The organism is Sphingomonas oleivorans (assembly GCF_003050615.1).
GTDB lineage: Bacteria > Pseudomonadota > Alphaproteobacteria > Sphingomonadales > Sphingomonadaceae > Sphingomonas_H > Sphingomonas_H oleivorans.
On record NZ_NWBU01000010.1, the window covers coordinates 72,859 to 88,589 of the forward strand.

16 protein-coding genes are annotated in these 15,731 nt (G+C 66.4%); 5 read left to right on the plus strand and 11 right to left on the minus strand.

Annotated elements, in window-relative coordinates; genetic code table 11:
• Window position 1 precedes the first annotated feature (1 nt).
• The 3 genes from CLG96_RS11735 to CLG96_RS11745 are packed head-to-tail and all read left to right on the plus strand — an operon-like array spanning window position 2 to window position 2,525.
• Window positions 2–415, plus strand: a complete 414-nt coding sequence (locus tag CLG96_RS11735; RefSeq protein WP_341476951.1) for a DoxX family protein — start codon at window positions 2–4, stop codon at window positions 413–415.
• The gene (locus tag CLG96_RS11740; RefSeq protein ID WP_423828204.1) at window positions 415–1,815 is read left to right on the plus strand and encodes an alginate export family protein; all 1,401 of its coding nucleotides are present in this window, start codon (window positions 415–417) and stop codon (window positions 1,813–1,815) included. Before CLG96_RS11735 ends, CLG96_RS11740 begins: the two co-directional genes overlap by 1 nt.
• A gap of 14 nt (window positions 1,816–1,829) precedes the next feature.
• Window positions 1,830–2,525 (plus strand): YoaK family protein, encoded by a 696-nt coding sequence (locus tag CLG96_RS11745; RefSeq protein ID WP_107968184.1) that lies wholly within the window; start codon window positions 1,830–1,832, stop codon window positions 2,523–2,525.
• Here the strand turns inward: CLG96_RS11745 and CLG96_RS11750 are convergent, their stop codons facing one another.
• The 5 genes from CLG96_RS11750 to CLG96_RS11770 all read right to left on the minus strand — a co-directional run bounded on the left by CLG96_RS11750 (window position 2,526) and on the right by CLG96_RS11770 (window position 5,918).
• Complete coding sequence (locus tag CLG96_RS11750) at window positions 2,526–3,101, minus strand: TMEM175 family protein (protein WP_107968688.1); 576 nt, start codon at window positions 3,099–3,101, stop codon at window positions 2,526–2,528.
• A gap of 228 nt (window positions 3,102–3,329) precedes the next feature.
• A complete protein-coding gene (locus CLG96_RS11755) occupies window positions 3,330–4,109 on the minus strand; it encodes an ABC transporter permease (RefSeq protein ID WP_107968185.1) in 780 nt (259 codons plus the stop codon).
• Window positions 4,106–5,032 (minus strand): ABC transporter ATP-binding protein, encoded by a 927-nt coding sequence (locus tag CLG96_RS11760; RefSeq protein WP_107968186.1) that lies wholly within the window; start codon window positions 5,030–5,032, stop codon window positions 4,106–4,108. Before CLG96_RS11760 ends, CLG96_RS11755 begins: the two co-directional genes overlap by 4 nt.
• A 167-nt stretch (window positions 5,033–5,199) precedes the next feature.
• Window positions 5,200–5,517 carry a putative quinol monooxygenase gene (locus tag CLG96_RS11765; RefSeq protein ID WP_207796675.1) on the minus strand — a complete coding sequence of 106 codons (318 nt, stop codon included), beginning with the start codon at window positions 5,515–5,517 and terminating at the stop codon, window positions 5,200–5,202.
• Window positions 5,518–5,540: 23 nt separating this feature from the next.
• Window positions 5,541–5,918 carry a hypothetical protein gene (locus CLG96_RS11770; protein WP_107968188.1) on the minus strand — a complete coding sequence of 126 codons (378 nt, stop codon included), beginning with the start codon at window positions 5,916–5,918 and terminating at the stop codon, window positions 5,541–5,543.
• Between the two features lie 303 nt (window positions 5,919–6,221).
• Here CLG96_RS11770 and CLG96_RS11775 point away from each other — a divergent pair, with 303 nt between their 5' ends.
• A complete protein-coding gene (locus CLG96_RS11775; RefSeq protein WP_341476952.1) occupies window positions 6,222–7,052 on the plus strand; it encodes an AraC family transcriptional regulator in 831 nt (276 codons plus the stop codon).
• A gap of 70 nt (window positions 7,053–7,122) precedes the next feature.
• On the opposite strand, the gene CLG96_RS11780 is transcribed toward CLG96_RS11775, so the two are convergent.
• Together CLG96_RS11780 and gltX are read right to left on the minus strand one after the other, a co-directional pair.
• Window positions 7,123–8,409: a citrate synthase gene (locus tag CLG96_RS11780; protein ID WP_107968190.1), complete on the minus strand. Its 1,287-nt coding sequence runs from the start codon at window positions 8,407–8,409 to the stop codon at window positions 7,123–7,125.
• A gap of 19 nt (window positions 8,410–8,428) precedes the next feature.
• A complete protein-coding gene (gltX, locus tag CLG96_RS11785; protein WP_107968690.1) occupies window positions 8,429–9,877 on the minus strand; it encodes a glutamate--tRNA ligase in 1,449 nt (482 codons plus the stop codon).
• Window positions 9,878–9,903: 26 nt separating this feature from the next.
• On the opposite strand from gltX, the gene CLG96_RS11790 reads away from it, so the two are divergent.
• On the plus strand, window positions 9,904–12,060 hold the full coding sequence (locus CLG96_RS11790) for a ComEC/Rec2 family competence protein (protein ID WP_207796677.1): 2,157 nt from the start codon (window positions 9,904–9,906) through the stop codon (window positions 12,058–12,060).
• Between the two features lie 109 nt (window positions 12,061–12,169).
• On the opposite strand, the gene lexA is transcribed toward CLG96_RS11790, so the two are convergent.
• From lexA to trpC, 4 genes are read right to left on the minus strand one after another with little or no spacing between them, the layout of a single operon-like run.
• A complete protein-coding gene (gene lexA / locus CLG96_RS11795; protein ID WP_107968695.1) occupies window positions 12,170–12,835 on the minus strand; it encodes a transcriptional repressor LexA in 666 nt (221 codons plus the stop codon).
• A 55-nt stretch (window positions 12,836–12,890) separates the two neighbouring features.
• On the minus strand, window positions 12,891–14,078 hold the full coding sequence (locus CLG96_RS11800) for a molybdopterin molybdotransferase MoeA (protein ID WP_107968191.1): 1,188 nt from the start codon (window positions 14,076–14,078) through the stop codon (window positions 12,891–12,893).
• Window positions 14,075–14,548 carry a cyclic pyranopterin monophosphate synthase MoaC gene (gene moaC, locus CLG96_RS11805; protein ID WP_107968192.1) on the minus strand — a complete coding sequence of 158 codons (474 nt, stop codon included), beginning with the start codon at window positions 14,546–14,548 and terminating at the stop codon, window positions 14,075–14,077. Before moaC ends, CLG96_RS11800 begins: the two co-directional genes overlap by 4 nt.
• Window positions 14,545–15,339 (minus strand): indole-3-glycerol phosphate synthase TrpC, encoded by a 795-nt coding sequence (gene trpC / locus CLG96_RS11810; RefSeq protein ID WP_107968193.1) that lies wholly within the window; start codon window positions 15,337–15,339, stop codon window positions 14,545–14,547. Before trpC ends, moaC begins: the two co-directional genes overlap by 4 nt.
• Between the last annotated feature and the right edge of the window lie 392 nt (window positions 15,340–15,731).

The following is a 15,731-nucleotide window of genomic DNA, read 5'->3' on the forward strand; positions in this document are numbered from 1 at the left end:
CATGGCGACGCCCGCCCCCGTCGCCGCGCTGCTCGCCTCGCCCGCAACCGGCTTTGCCGCGCGCCTGGCGCTGGCGTCGCCCTTCGCGATCAGCGGGCTCATGAAGCTCGCCGACTGGCCGGGCGCGGTGGCCGAGGCCGGCGCGCTCGGCCTGTCGCCCCCCGCGCTGGTCGCAGCCGCGACGATCGCGACCCAGCTTCTCGGCTCGGCGCTGTTCCTCACCCGCCGCTTGTGCTGGCTGGGCGCAGGCATGCTCGCGGTCTTCACCATGATCGCGACGCTGATCGCCCATGCCTTCTGGCAGGCGCAAGGCCCCGAACGGGCGCACCAGATGGCGACCTTCTTCGAGCATCTCGCCATCCTCGGCGGCTTCGCCGCCGCCGCCTTGCTCGTAAATGGTGCGCGGGGTGGATGATGCGCGGGGTGGGGGGCGTGATCGCGGCAGCGACGCTGCTATGCGCACCGTCGGCGGTGCGGGCGCAGGCGGGCGAAGCCTGGAAGCCGCCGACGCTCACGACCGAGCGTTATAATGAGGATTGGTCGACGCTGGCCGATCCCGCGAACAGCCGCGGCCGCTGGACGGAGCGGTTCAAATATATCCCGCTCGATGCCGACGAGACCGCCTATCTGACAACCGGCGTCGAGGTCCGGCTGCGCCAAGAGAGCTATGACGATAATCTCTGGGGCTCCGCCGAAGCGCCCGACGATGGCTATCTCTGGACGCGCGCGCTGCCCTATGCCGATCTCCATGTCGGCAAGGCGCGCGCCTTCGTCCAGCCGATCATCGCTTATGCTGCGGGCGTCCGACCCTCTGCGGGTCCGATCGACCAGACGCGTGTCGATCTCCTGCAGGGTTTTGCCGACATCGAAGCTGATCTTGGATCGGGCGCGACGCTCCGGCTTCGCGCCGGACGGGAGCTGATCGGGCTCGGATCGGAACGCCTCGTCGGCACGCGCTATGGCCCCAACGTGCCGCTCGCCTTCGATGGCGGCCGTGCCATCCTCCATCGGGGCCGCGCGACGCTGAATCTATTCTATGTCCGGCCGGTGGAAGCGCAGGCGGGCAGCTTCGACGACCGCACGTCGGACAGGCGCGCGCTCTGGGGCGGCTATGCGACATATGGCCTTGGGACCGCACAAGGCTTCGACCTCTATTATCTCGGCTATCGCAACGACCGAGCGAATTTCGACCAGGGGCAGGGGCGCGAGCTGCGCCATACGCTCGGGCTTCGCGCCTTCGGAACGAAGCAGGATTGGCACTGGAATCTTGAAGGCGTCTACCAGTTCGGGCGCTTCGCGGGTGCGCCGATCCGTGCCTGGTCGGTCGCGACGGAGGTCGGCCGCCAATTTGCCGACGCGCCGTTCGCCCCTGACGTCACGGTCCGCATGAATATCGTCAGCGGGGATCATGATCCGGCCGATGGCCATCTCCAGACCTTCAACGCGCTCTTCCCGAAGGGGAAATATTTCGGCGAGCTGTCGCCGGTCGGCCCGTACAACATCGTCAACATCCATCCCGGCGTGGCGCTCGATCTCGGCCGCGGCGTCGAACTCGGCCTCGTCGGCATCTTCTATTGGCGCGAGAGCCGCGGTGATGGCGTCTATGACGTGCCCGGCCAGCTGCTGCGCAGCGGCCGCGGCAGCACGGCTCGCTTCATCGGCAAGCAGGCGGAGGCGAGCCTGAGCTGGCAGGCAAGCCCCGAACTGGAGCTGTCGGGATCCGTTTCCCTGTTCGCCCCCGGTGCCTTCATCCGTGACACGGGGCCGGCACGCACGATCCGCATGCTCGGCCTCGAGGCCAATTATCGCTTCTGAAGAGGAATTCCCCCATGGCGCCCCCCGCACCCGTACGGCGTGACCCTCTCGTCCCGCTGCTGATCCTCCTGTCCGCTACCACGGGCTTGATCGACGCGGTGAGCGTGCTCGGCCTCGGCAAGGTCTTCACCGCCAACATGACCGGCAATGTCGTCTTCCTCGGCTTCGCCCTGGCGGGCGTGCCTGGCTTCGCTTGGCCGCTTTACCTGACCGCGCTCGGCTTCTTCGCGGCGGGCGCCGCTATCGCGGGGCGGATCTGCAAGGCGCATGAAGGTCGCGGGCACCGGCATTGGCTGCTTGTCATGGCGACGTTGGAAGCGGGGCTGCTCTTGATCGCGGCGGCCTGTGCCTTGGATTACGACTATCGTTCGGCGACGCCCTCATGGGCGCTATGCGCGATGATCGCGCTCACGGCCGCCGCCATGGGCAGCCGCAACGCTACGATCCGCCAGCTCAAGGTGCCCGACCTCACGACGACCGTGCTGACGCTGACCGTCACCGGCATCGCCGCGGACTCCTCGCTGGCTGGCGGGGCCAATCCGAACCTCGGTCGCCGCGTTGCCGCCATTCTTGCCATCCTGGCAGGGGCATTGATCGGCGCGCTGCTGCTGCGTTGGGGAGGGCTGGTCGCGCCGCTGCTACTGGCGGCCGCCGCCGACTTCGGCGCGACTTTCCTGCTCGTTCGCAACGAGGCCCCGCAGGCGCATTGATCAATGCTCGATCATTCGCTCCAACCTGCGGTCGGGCACGAGCCATAGGAGAACCACTGCGGCGTAGAGGATGATCGCCAGCGTCTGGCTGACGAACGCAAGCGGCACGGCCACGATATAGAGGGCGAGGCTGATCTTGCCTTTCCAGTCGCTGCCGATTGCGCGGGCGAGTTTCGAGTCCGGGCCGTTGGCGGCGATGATCGCGCGTTCGGTCAGCTCATAGCCGATCGCCGCCATGCCCAGCACCACGCCATAGGCCGCGGTGGGCGCGGCGGCGAAGGAAGCCGCATCCAGCCAGCGAATGACGAACGGCACCAGCGATAGCCAGAACAGCAGGAACAGGTTGGCCCAGAGGACCCGGCCGTCGATCCGGTCCGTGGCCTGGAACAGATGATGATGGTTGTTCCAGTAAAGCCCGACATTCACGAAGCTCAACGCATAGGCGAAGAAGATCGGCGCGCTCGCCGACAATGCAGCGAAGCTCGCGCCATCGGGCACTTTCAGCTCCAGAACCATGATCGTGATGATGATCGCTATGACACCGTCCGTGAACGCTTCGAGCCTGCTGCTTTTCATCGTCATTCTTCTCCAAAGAGGCCCTGCTTCCACCCGAAAGGAAACTGCAATGCCCCGGCCCGACCATGCCGGCTTTCCTCATGGATGCGTCCCTCAAATGATGGGCCACACCTCATTTTGGCATATCGATACCGTCGGGGGCGTCCACTCCATCAACAGCGGCGGCTTATTGCGATGGGGGCTCACGGCCAGTTGTTCTGGCCCGGATTCGTCGCGAGGCCGGGCGGATCAGGGTTTGAGCCGATAGCCCGTCCGGAATATCCACCAGAGCAGGATCAGGCAGGCCGCCATGAAGATCGTGGTGACGGCGAGGCTGATGCCAACGCTCACGTCGCCGAGACCATAGAAGCTCCAACGGAAGCCGCTGACCAGGTAGACGACCGGATTGAAGAGGCTGATCGTCCGCCACAAGGGCGGCAGCATGTCGATCGAGTAGAAGGCGCCGCCAAGAAAAGTGAGCGGGGTCACGACGAGCGCGGGTATGATCGTGAGCTGCTCGAAATTCCTGGCCCATATCCCGATGATGAAGCCGAACAGGCTGAATGCGACCGAGGTCAGCAGCAGGAATGCCACCATCCAGCCGGGATGCAGGATACGCACCGGCACGAAGAAAGTCGCCGTCACGAGGATGATGAGCCCGATCACGACCGACTTGGTCGCCGCCGCCCCCACATAGGCGATCACAGCCTCGCCGGACGAAAGCGGCGCCGACAGGATCTCGAAGATCGTTCCGGTGAATTTCGGAAAATAGATCCCGATAGAGGCGTTCGCGATGCTCTGCGTCAGCAATGAGAGCATGATCAGGCCGGGAACGATGAACGCGCCATAGTCGACGCCGCCGACCTGCTGAATGCGCGATCCGATCGCCCCGCCGAACACGACGAAGTAGAGCGCCGTCGTGATCACCGGCGTTGCCACGCTCTGCCAGATCGTGCGCAGCGTCCGCGCCATTTCCGCGCGGTAGATTGTCCAGATGCCGCCCGCGTTCAAGGATAGGGACACGCTCATGCCGCACCTTCCACCAGCCTGACGAAAATGTCTTCCAGCGAGCTTTTCGTCGTCTCGAGATCGTGGAAATCGATGCCGAGATCGTCCATCCGCCGCAGCAACGAGGGAATGCCCGTATCCTCCGCATTGGCATCGAAGCTGTAGGTGAGCCGCCGGCCATCGTCATCGAGTTCGAGCCGCCAGTCGGCAAGATCTGCCGGGATGACATCCATCGGCTCCTGGAGCGCGAGCGTCAGCCGCCGCTTGCCGAGCTTTCGCATGAGGGCTGCCTTCTCGTCGACCAGGATGATGCGGCCCTTATTTATGACGCCGACCCGATCGGCCATCTCCTCGGCCTCCTCGATATAATGGGTAGTCAGGATCACGGTGACGCCTCGCGTCCGCAGGCTGCGGACCAGCGCCCACATGTCACGTCGCAGATTGACGTCGACGCCCGCCGTCGGCTCGTCGAGGAACAGCAATTCGGGTTCATGGCTGAGCGCCTTCGCGATCATCACGCGCCGCTTCATGCCGCCGGAAAGCTCGATGATCCGGCTCTTGCGCTTTTCCCATAGCGAGAGGTCGCGCAGCAGGCGCTCGATATAGGCGGGATCCGGTCGTCGCCCGAAAAGGCCCCGGCTGAAGCAGACGGTATTCCAGACCGTCGCGAAGATATCGATCGCGATCTCCTGCGGCACGAGCCCGATCTTCGCGCGGGCGCCACGATATTCTCCAGCGATATCGTGGCCGTCGACAAGCACCTGCCCCGACGTCATGGTGACGGTGCCGCAGATGATGCTGATCAGCGTCGTCTTGCCGGCGCCGTTGGGACCAAGCAGCGCGAAGATCTCGCCCCTGTTGATTTGGAGATCGACTGCATCCAGGGCAGTGAGGCCGGACTTGTATCTTTTAGTGACGGCGGAAGCCGATAGGATCGGCGGCATGAATGCTCCTCACTGCGATGACGCCTTCCCTATAGCAGAGAAACCGGACACGTGCGGGCGGCGTCGGCACCGTTCCCGCCATCCGTTAGCCGAAACTGTGCACCAGATAGCTGCTCACGGGCCGGCAGAGCGTGATGGCAAAGCCCGAGAGCAAGGGAAGGCGCTGCTCAGGCATGGGGGTGCAGAGCGGGCGCGGATGTCCGGGTGAAGCTGCCGAGCGTGAGGTCGCCCTTGATCAGCGCGGGCAGCTCGTTCGCGAAATGCTGCATGTGCGGGCGCTCGAGATGCGCGGCCAGTTCCTCGGGCGAGCGCCAATTTTCATGGACGAACCACAGGTCCGGATCCTCGTTCGACTGGTGGACGTCATAGGCGATGCAGCCCGGCTCGGCCCGGCTGGGCGCGATCAGCCCGGCGAGGCGCCGGCCGAGCGCCTGCGAACAGCCGGGACGCGCGCGGATGAAGGCAATGTGCGTGAGCGGAACCATCAGGGTCTCCATCGATAAGGGAATCAGAATCGGCGGCGGCCGTGGCCGATCAGCCGATAGGCTTCGTCGACGAGTGCCAGCGGAAAGCCCGCCGCGACGAAGCGGTCGATTTCGGACGGCGCGATCGCATAGCCTCGCTCGCGGAGCAGTATGCCCAGCCGGCGCAGGCTTTCGAGGCGCGGATCGGCGAGCGGAGCGGCCTGGGCAAGGCCGAGAAGCCGGCCGATCATTCGCCGGACCGGTCCGGCCGGCATGATGCTGGTCAGCGGGTCCCGCCGCGACAGATGAAGCACGCGCAGTTCCGTCTCCGAGAAGCGGCACTGCGGCCGGGCGGCAGGCGCGACCGGCGGGTCGTCCAAGGCCGGGATCGCCCAGGCGTCGTCGAACTGACGGTAAGCCATCTTTACCTCCGCTGCTGATCGATGGGCATATGCGATGTCGTGGATGGCCGTGGACCGATCGGGGCGGTCGCGCGTCGGCCTGTTCCGTCGGCCATGTTAATGCACCGCCCGGTCCATCGGGCGGTAGCCGGATGCTCCGGACTTATTGCACGATCCTACGAAATGATTGCTTGGCCGTGGGGATGGGCTTGCGGACATGGCCATGCAATGAAAGGATTTTGGCGGAGGTGACCGATGGACCCGCTGATCGAATTACGTACGCTGATTGGACGATACTGCGACGGGGAAGGGATATGCCCTACGGTGGTGCCGCGCCTTTCGCTGATCCGTGCGAGCCAGCCGACCGAGCCGAGGGCGACCGTCTACGAGCCCGCATTGTGCATCGTCGCGCAAGGCCGAAAGCGGGCGATGCTGGGTGCGACGATATTCGACTATGATCCTGCCAAATATTTGGTGGTCTCGGTCGATCTGCCGATCGTGGGGCAGGTGGTGGAGGCGAGCGAGGCGGAGCCCTTTCTCTGCTTCAGGCTCGAACTGGACGTTCCGGCGCTCGCAGCGCTGCTGCTGGAAATGCCACGCGACGCCGGATCGGGCGATTCGGCCGGGTTGGCGGTGAACGCGATCACGCCCGATCTGCTCGATCCGGTGATCAGGCTGATGCGGCTGCTCGAGCGGCCGGCCGATATTCCCATCCTGGCGCCGCTCGCCGAGCGCGAGATACTCTATCGCCTGCTGCTGTGCGAGCAGGGCGCGCTGCTGCGCCAGATCGCGCTGGCGGACAGTCGGCTGTCGCAGATCAATCGGGCGATCGGCTGGATCAAGCGCAACTATGCCGCGCCCTTCCGCATCGAGACGGTGGCGCGGGAGGCGAATATGAGCCCGTCGTCCCTTCATCATCATTTCAAGGCGGTGACGGCGATGAGCCCGCTGCAATATCAGAAGCAGGTCAGGCTGCAGGAGGCGCGCCGGCTGATTCTGGCCGAGCGTGCGGATGCGGCCACCGCCGGATTTGCGGTGGGCTATGAAAGCCCGTCGCAGTTCAGCCGCGAATATCGGCGCCTGTTCGGCGCGCCGCCAGTGCGCGATGCCGCCCGGTTGCGGATGTCGTCGGAGCTGGCCTTTTCGGTCGCCTGACGAGCAAGCAAAGAAAAAGGGCCGCTCCGGTTCGTCCGGAGCGGCCCCTTCATCCTGTCCTGGCCGTGGATCAACGCTGATCGACGGGGACGTAATCGCGCTCCGTCGGGCCCGTATAGAGCTGGCGCGGGCGGCCGATCTTCTGCGCGGGGTCCGCGATCATCTCGTTCCACTGCGCGACCCAGCCGACCGTGCGGGCGAGCGCGAAGAGAACGGTGAACATCGTCGTCGGGAAGCCGATCGCAGAGAGGATCACGCCCGAATAGAAGTCCACATTGGGATAGAGCTTCTTGTCGACGAAATAGGGATCGCTGAGCGCGATCTGCTCCAGCTCGCGGGCGACGTCGAAGATCGGATCGTCGACGCCGAGCTTGTCCAGCACCTCGTTCGCGGTCTTCTGCATCACCTTCGCGCGCGGATCGTAATTCTTATACACGCGGTGGCCGAAGCCCATCAGGCGGAACGGATCGTCCTTGTCCTTCGCGCGCGCGATATATTCGGAAATGCGATCGGGCGTGCCGATCTCGCGCAGCATGTTGAGCGCGGCCTCGTTCGCGCCGCCATGCGCCGGGCCCCACAGGCAGGCGATGCCCGCCGCGATGCAGGCGAAGGGATTGGCGCCCGACGAGCCTGCGAGGCGGACGGTGGAGGTCGATGCATTCTGCTCATGATCGGCATGGAGGATGAAGATCCGGTCCATCGCGGCTTCGACGACGGGATCGACCACATATTCCTCGGCCGGAACGCCGAACGTCATCCGCAGGAAGTTGGCGGTGTAGCTCAGATCGTTCTTCGGATAGAGGAAGGGCTGGCCGATCGAATATTTATAGGCCATCGCTGCGATCGTCGGCATCTTCGCGATCAGCCGGTGCGAGGCGATCATCCGCTGGTGCGGATCGGTGATGTCCGTCGAATCATGATAGAAAGCGGAAAGCGCGCCGACGACGCCGCACAGGATCGCCATCGGATGCGCATCGCGCCGGAAGCCGCGATAGAAGGTCGCGAGCTGCTCATGCACCATAGTGTGGCGCGTGATGGTGTTGTTGAAGCTGTCCAGCGACTTGCGGTCCGGCAGCTCGCCGTTGAGCAGCAGATAGGCGACTTCCATGAAGTTCGACTGCTCGGCGAGCTGGTCGATCGGATAGCCGCGATGGAGGAGCACGCCGGCATCGCCGTCGATATAGGTGAGCTTGGATTCGCAGCTCGCCGTCGAGGTGAAACCCGGATCGTAGGTGAACTTGCCCGTCTGGCCGTAGAGCTTGCGGATATCGATCACGTCTGGTCCGGTGGTGCCGGATAGGACGTCTAGTTCAAGGTCCTTGCCTTCGACCTCGAGTTTGGCGGCTTTGTCCCCCATCCTGTAATCTCCTTCATTATCAAATCGCTGGCTGGCCGATGCGATCGTCCAGCCGTGCCAGGCTCTCCTCCTTGCCGAGGAGCGCCAGCACGTCAAAAATCCCCGGCGAGGTCGTCCGGCCGGTCAACGCGGCCCGGAGCGGCTGCGCCACCTTGCCCAGGCCGATCCCCGCCGCTTCCGCGACCGGCCGTACCGCGGCCTCGAGCGCAGGCGCGCTCCAGTCCTCGACGGTCGAAATCGCGCGACGGGCCTGATCCAGCAGCGCGATCGCGGGACCGTCTAGCAGGGTGCGGGCGCGCTCGTCCATGTCCAGTGGGCGGGTGCGAAACAGAAAGGACGCGCCCTCCGCCAGATCGTGCAGATCCTTGGCTCGCACCTTGAGCAGCGGCATGGCGCGCTGCAGCAACGCCACGCCCTCATCGCCCAGATCGCGGCCGGCAATGGCGGCGACGACCGGCGCGATCAGCTCGGCCAGCCGGGCATCATCGGCCTCGCGGATATAATGGCCGTTCAGATTTTCGAGCTTCTTGGTATCGAACCGCGAGGGCGAGCGGCCGACGCCCGCCAGATCGAACCATTCGATCGCCTGATCCCGGCTGATGATCTCCGCATCGCCATGCCCCCAGCCGAGGCGCAGCAGATAGTTGGAAAGCGCTTCGGGCAGGATGCCGAGCTCGTCGCGATAGGCCTCGACGCCGAGCGCACCATGCCGCTTGGAAAGCTTTGCCCCGTCGCTGCCGTGGATCAGCGGTACATGCGCGTAGATCGGTTCGGGCCAGCCCATTGCGCGGATGATGGCGAGCTGGCGGAAGGCATTGTTGAGATGATCGTCGCCGCGGATCACATGGGTGACGCCCATGTCATGATCGTCGACGACGACGGCGAGCATATAAGTGGGCGTGCCGTCCGAACGGAGCAGGACCATGTCGTCCAGCTCGGCATTCTTGACCGTCACCTTGCCCTGCACACGATCCTCGATCGTCGTCTCGCCCTCGCGCGGGGCCTTGAGCCGGATCACATAGGGCGCGCCTTCGGGCGCTTCGGAAGGATCGCGGTCGCGCCAGCGGCCGTCATAGCGCAGCGGCTGCTTGTTGGCGCGCTGCTCGGCGCGCATCGCCTCCAGCTCCTCGGCGGTGGCATAGCAGCGATAGGCATGGCCGTTCGCGAGCAATTCCTGCGCCACCTCGGCATGGCGCGCGGCGCGGGCGAACTGATAGACGGCCTCGCCATCCCAATCGAGGCCGAGCCAGCGCATCCCGTCGAGAATCGCCTCGATTGCGGGTTGGGTGGAGCGCACCCGATCCGTATCCTCGATGCGCAGCAGGAACTTGCCGCCATGGTGGCGGGCGAACAGCCAGTTGAACAAAGCGGTGCGCGCACCGCCAATATGCAGGAACCCCGTGGGGGAGGGGGCGAAACGGGTTACGACGTGCAGGGGCCCGGATTCGGCTTCGGTGCTTGCGCCCACGCGGGCTTTCTCCAAGATCGGCGGCGATGGCCAGTGAATATCGCAGCGGCCCTAGCATAGCGTTCCGGCGGCTTCAAAGGGGCGGCTGGCCGGATGCGGCCAGCTTGCGCGCATGGGCGGGCGAGGCGATCGAGACATGGCTGGAGGCGGAGCGGGATCAGCTTGCCCTGTGGCTGCCCGTGGGGCTGGGCCTCGGCATCGCTGCCTGGTTCATTCTTCCCGACGCGGCAGGCTGGCTGGCCTTCCTGCTCGTGGCGGCGGGAATTTCGGGACTCGGCTTCGTTCTGGCGCGGGGCGGGCGGCTGGGCCACGCGACCGGCCTGTTCGCGCTGGCGGCGGCGATCGGTTGCGCGATCGTCTGGGGGCGGGCGGAGCATGTCGCCGCGCCGAGGCTTGAACGGCCACTGGTCGTGACCTTCTCCGCGACGGTCGAGGCGCTTCAGCCGAGCCCCGCGCGGGATGTGGTCCGGCTGACGCTCCTGCCCGACGCGGCTGCCGGCCTGCCACCGCGCATTCGCGTCAATGCGGGCCTTGGCGACGTGCCGGCGGGCCTCGGCGCCGGCGCACGCCTGTCGCTCCGGGCGAGGCTTATGCCACCGCCTCCGGCGGCGGTGCCAGGCGCCTATGATTTCGCGCGGACCGCCTGGTTCCAGGGACTCGGCGCGACTGGACGGACATTGGGACCGGTCACGCTGGCGGCGCCGGCGGGCCGGGCCGGCTGGAGCGCCTGGCTGGCCGATCTGCGCATGCGGCTGTCCGCGCATATTCGTGAGCAGGCAGGCGGCGCGGAGGGCGGAATCGCCGCCGCCTTCGTGACGGGCGATCAGGGGGCGATCGCGGAGGAGGATGCCGAAGCGATGCGCCGTTCGGGCCTCGCCCATCTGCTATCGATCAGCGGCCTGCATGTCACCGCGGTGATCGCGGCGACCATGTTCGTGCTGATGCGGCTGCTGGCCTTGAGCCCGCGCCTCGCGCTCGGTGCGCCGCTGCTGACGATCGCGGCAGCGGGGGGCGCACTGATGGGCATCGGCTATACGCTCATCGCCGGTGCCGAGGTGCCGACGATCCGATCCTGCATCGCAGCGCTGCTGGTGCTCGCCGGCATGGCGATGGGGCGCGAGGCGATCACGCTCCGGCTGGTCGCGACGGGCGCGCTCATCCTGCTGCTCGCCCGGCCCGAAGCGCTGGCCGGCCCCAGCTTCCAGCTCAGCTTCGCCGCCGTCACGGCGATCGTCGCGCTGCATGAGCATCCGGGGCTCCGTGCCTTTCTCGCGCGGCGGGAGGAGGGATGGGGCGGGCGGATCGGCCGATCGTTCCTGTCGCTGATGCTGACGGGCATCGTCGTGGAAGCGGCGCTGGCGCCGATTGCCTTGTTCCATTTCCACCGCGCGGGGCTCTATGGCGCATTCGCCAATATCATCGCGATCCCGCTCACCACCTTCATCCTGATGCCGCTGGAGGCGGGCGCATTGCTGCTCGATGCAGTCGGATTGGGCGCGCCCTTATGGTGGCTCACGGCCAAGTCGCTGGCGCTGCTGCTATGGCTCGCGCACCATGTGGCGGATGCGCCGGGCGCGGTCGCGGCATTGCCCTCCATGCCTTATGGTGCCTTCGCGCTGATGGTGACGGGCGGGCTGTGGCTTGCTTTGTGGCGCACGCGCATGCGCCGGATCGGCCTGCTGCCCGTGGCGCTCGGTATGCTATGGGCGCTGTTGACGCCGCCGCCCGATATTCTCGTCACCGGCGATGGCCGCCATCTCGCCTTGCGATCCGGGGAGGGCAGGCTCGCCCTGCTGCGGCCCCGCGCGGGCGATTATGTGCGCGACCTGCTCGGCGAGTCCGCTGGCGTCGAGGAGGAAGCGCTGGCGCTCGACGGGGCGCCGGATGCGCGCTGCGGCCCCGATCTGTGCGCGGTCGATATTTTTCGGGACGGACGGCGCTGGCGCCTGCTCGCGACGCGCAGCTCCTATCTGGTCGATATTGGGGCGATGAACCGCGCCTGCGCGGCCGCCGACATCGTCGTCAGCGACCGGCGCCTGCCGCGCGGCTGCCGGCCCCGCTGGCTGAAGGCGGACCGGCCTTTTCTGGCTAGGACTGGCGGGCTGGCCATCAATCTGACGAGCGGGCAGGTCCGGACTGCTGCCGGGACAATCGGCCGGCATCCGTGGCGCTGGACTGATTAAACCACCCTACTCAGGGTGAGCGCTGCCGGGCGAAAGATCCTGAATTCCCTCTCTTCCGGAGAGTCGATCGCCGGCTGCTGCCACGGAGACCGCAAGCAGCTCCGCATATTCAATATCGCCGGAGCAACCCCGCGAGGCGGCCCTGGATGCGGACCTGATCGGGCGCGTAGCGCTGCGGATCATAGAGGCGGTTGGCCGGATCGAGACGGACCATCGATCCTTCGCGCCGGAAATATTTGAGCGTCGCCTCATGATCCTCGATCAGCGCGACGACGATTTCGCCCTCGCGCGCCATGTCGGTGCGGCGGATCAGCGCATAGTCGCCGTCGAGAATGCCGGCCTCGACCATCGAGTCGCCCGCCACCTCCAGCGCATAATGTTCGCCCGGCCCGAGCAATGCTGCGGGCACGGAAAGCGAGCTCTGCCCCTCCAGCGCCTCGATCGGCACGCCCGCCGCGATCCGGCCGTGCAGCGGCAGTTCCATCACGTCATTGGCGGCGACGAGCAGCGGGCGCTCGATCGGCTTCACCGCTTCGGCCTTGGCGGAGGCCTGCTTCATCGTTTCGGGCATGCGCAATATTTCGAGCGCGCGCGCACGGTTGGGCAGGCGGCGGATGAAATTGCGTTCCTCCAGCGCGCTGATCAGCCGGTGCACGCCGGACTTGGATTTCAGGTCGAGCGCGTCCTTCATTTCCTCGAAGGAAGGGGAGACGCCCGTCTCGCCCAGCCGTTCGTGGATGAAGCAGAGCAGCTCATGTTGCTTGCGCGTCAGCATGGCAATTTCCATCAAGGAACGAACGGAGAACGTGTAGGCAACACCGAATCGGCTGTCAAGCGAGCGCGATGGTTTCCACCATGTTTCCCGCCGGAAGGGCGGGGGATTGCGGCGGACGGACGATCAGCAGTTCCGCACTTGCCAGCGCGAGCAGCGCCGCGCTGTCCTGCTCGTCCAGCGGCAGGGCACCTTCGGCCGTGCGGCGGGCGCGCAGATATTCCGCACGCATGGCCGTGGCTGGAACCGGCCGGGCGAGCGGCATGGATCGGCTGGAAGGAAGCGGCGCCGGATCGCCCGCCATATGCGCCACCAGCGGCAGCAGGAACAGGCGTGCGGTAACGAAGGCGGAAACCGGATTGCCCGGCAGGCCGACGATCGCCGCCCTGCCCAGCCGCCCCGCCATCAGCGGCTTGCCCGGCTTCATCGCGACACGCCAGAAATCGAGCGAAGCGCCGGCCGCCTGCAATGCGGGCCGCACCAGATCATGCTCGCCGACCGATGCGCCGCCGGTAGTGACGACGATGTCCGCCGCTTCGGCTGCCGCAGCGAAGGCGCGGGTGAGCGCGGCGAGATCGTCCGGAACGATGCCGCGATCGTCGATCGCGACCGGCAGCCGGCCGAGCAGCGCGGCGAGCATCGCGCCGTTGGAGGCGGGCAGGCGGACGCCTTCTGCCGGAGCGCCGGGCGGAACCAGCTCGTCACCGGTGGAGATGAGCGCGATCCGCAGCCGGCGGCGGACGGGGAGCATGCCATGGCCACCGATCGCGGCGAGCGCGATGCGGGCGGGAGTGAGCGGATCGCCCTTGCCGATCAGCGTCCTGCCTGCCGCGAAATCCGATCCGGCGCGCCGGACATGCGCGCCGGTGCGCGGCGGGCCTTCGCCCGAAAGGCGGAGCAGATCGCCGTCGCGCGCGGCTTCCTCCTGGACGAGGATGGTGTCGGCACCCTCGGGCAGGGGAGCGCCGGTGAAGATGCGCGCGGCCTCGCCGGGGGCGAGCTGGCAGCCGAGGCCGGCGCCGGCGGCGCTTTCGCCCACCACCCGCCAGGGACCGGGCAGCTCGGCGAAGCGTATGGCATAGCCATCCATCGCGGAAAGATCGGCGGCGGGTTGGGTGCGGCGCGCGAGCACATCCGCGGCAGCCCAGCGGCCAGCGGCCTCAACCAGCGGGACGGACTCGATCTCGGGTTCGCCGCCGAGCGCGAGGATGCGGGCCTGCGCCTCGGCGACGGAGAGCAGGCTCAACTGGCGCTCCAGTCGCCCGATCGGCCGCCCGTCTTGGCGAGCAGGCGGATGCCTTCGATCCGCATGGCGCGATCGAGCGCCTTGGCCATATCGTAGATGGTGAGGAGCGCGACCGAGACGGCGGTAAGCGCCTCCATCTCGATGCCGGTCGAGTAGCTCGTTACCACCTGTGCGGTGCATCGGATGCCATCCGATTCGAACAGCAGGTCGAGCGAAACCGCTGAAATCGGAAGGGGATGGCAGAGCGGGATGAGATCCGCCGTCTTTTTCGCGGCCATGATGCCGGCGACGCGGGCGACAGCGAGCACATCGCCCTTCTTGACGCTGCCGGCGCGGATCGCGTCGAGCGCTTCGGCCGACATGTGGATGCGGCCCTCGGCGGTGGCGGTGCGCTGCGTGACCGCCTTGGCCGAGACATCGACCATCCGGGCCGATCCCTCCTCGTCGAGATGGGTGAGCCCGCCGCTCATGCGCCGGTCAGCAGCCTGCGGGTGGCGGATTCCACGTCCGGCTGGCGCATCAGCGATTCGCCGACGAGGAAGCAGCGCACGCCATGTTCGGCCATTGCATCGAGATCGGCCTTCGAGCCAAGGCCGCTTTCGGCAACGAAGGTGCAGCCCGGAGGCGCGCGATCGGCAAGTTCATAGGTCCGCGCGAAATCGACCGTGAAATTCCGGAGATCGCGATTATTCACCCCGATCAGCCGCGATTTGAGGCGCAGTGCCCGATCGAATTCAGCGCCGTCATGCACCTCGACCAGCACGTCCATGCCATGATCGATCGCGGCACCCTCTATCTCGGCCATCAGAATATCGTCGAGCGCCGCGACGATGATGAGGATAGCATCCGCGCCGAGCGCGCGCGCTTCGGCCACCTGCCAGGGATCGACCATGAAGTCCTTGCGCAGACAGGGCAGCGATACGGCTGCGCGGGCAGCGGAAAGATAGTGGTCGTCGCCCTGGAAATAGGGAATGTCGGTCAGCACGGAGAGGCAGGCGGCGCCGGCGGCTTCATAGGCGCGGGCATGGGCCGGCGGATCGAAATCGGCGCGGATCAGCCCCTTGGAAGGCGATGCTTTCTTGATTTCGGCGATCAGCCCATAGCCGCCGGCCGCGACCTTCGCGTCCAGCGCGGCGCGGAAGCCGCGCGGCGGTGTCTGCCCGGCAGCGAGCGCCTCCAGCGCGGCGAAGCTATGTTCGGCCTTGCGGGCAGCGACATGGGCGCGTTTCGCGTCGCAGATTTCGGTCAGCTTGTTGGTCATGGTGGCGCACCCCTACCGCCATTCACGCCAAAGCTGGACTCTCTTTTATTATATGCTGCCGCCCGGCGGCGCGCTTACCGAAGCCGCCAGCGTCGCGCGGCCTTGGTATAGGGCTCGGACGGGGCGGCGGAGGCTACCACGGCGGTGAAGATCGCGGCGACCGTCCGTACACGGCGCAGCATCCTCACAGCCTGACACTCCCGCCGGCCACGAATGACGGACCCGGGATCGACGAACCCGGCAACAGTGATTTGACCATATTTCCCCCGATTCCGCCGCAGGATTAGCCATGGGACATTACGGATCTGCGGCGATCCTGTTTCATCGAAATGAAAGAGGATGAGCATAGAAGGGCTTAAGCAGAACCGTGCGAAAACGGTGACAAAACGGTT

Excerpts from the sequence above, each read along its gene's own strand:
- CLG96_RS11735 (WP_341476951.1), top strand. The coding sequence starts at position 2 with ATGGCGACGCCCGCCCCCGTCGCCGCGCTGCTCGCCTCGCCCGCAACC.
- CLG96_RS11740 (WP_423828204.1), top strand. The coding sequence starts at position 415 with ATGCGCGGGGTGGGGGGCGTGATCGCGGCAGCGACGCTGCTATGCGCA.
- CLG96_RS11745 (WP_107968184.1), top strand. The coding sequence starts at position 1,830 with ATGGCGCCCCCCGCACCCGTACGGCGTGACCCTCTCGTCCCGCTGCTG.
- CLG96_RS11750 (WP_107968688.1), bottom strand. The coding sequence starts at position 3,101 with ATGAAAAGCAGCAGGCTCGAAGCGTTCACGGACGGTGTCATAGCGATC.
- CLG96_RS11755 (WP_107968185.1), bottom strand. The coding sequence starts at position 4,109 with ATGAGCGTGTCCCTATCCTTGAACGCGGGCGGCATCTGGACAATCTAC.
- CLG96_RS11760 (WP_107968186.1), bottom strand. The coding sequence starts at position 5,032 with ATGCCGCCGATCCTATCGGCTTCCGCCGTCACTAAAAGATACAAGTCC.
- CLG96_RS11765 (WP_207796675.1), bottom strand. The coding sequence starts at position 5,517 with ATGGTTCCGCTCACGCACATTGCCTTCATCCGCGCGCGTCCCGGCTGT.
- CLG96_RS11770 (WP_107968188.1), bottom strand. The coding sequence starts at position 5,918 with ATGGCTTACCGTCAGTTCGACGACGCCTGGGCGATCCCGGCCTTGGAC.
- CLG96_RS11780 (WP_107968190.1), bottom strand. The coding sequence starts at position 8,409 with ATGGGGGACAAAGCCGCCAAACTCGAGGTCGAAGGCAAGGACCTTGAA.
- CLG96_RS11790 (WP_207796677.1), top strand. The coding sequence starts at position 9,904 with ATGGCCAGTGAATATCGCAGCGGCCCTAGCATAGCGTTCCGGCGGCTT.
- lexA (WP_107968695.1), bottom strand. The coding sequence starts at position 12,835 with ATGCTGACGCGCAAGCAACATGAGCTGCTCTGCTTCATCCACGAACGG.
- moaC (WP_107968192.1), bottom strand. The coding sequence starts at position 14,548 with ATGAGCGGCGGGCTCACCCATCTCGACGAGGAGGGATCGGCCCGGATG.
- trpC (WP_107968193.1), bottom strand. The coding sequence starts at position 15,339 with ATGACCAACAAGCTGACCGAAATCTGCGACGCGAAACGCGCCCATGTC.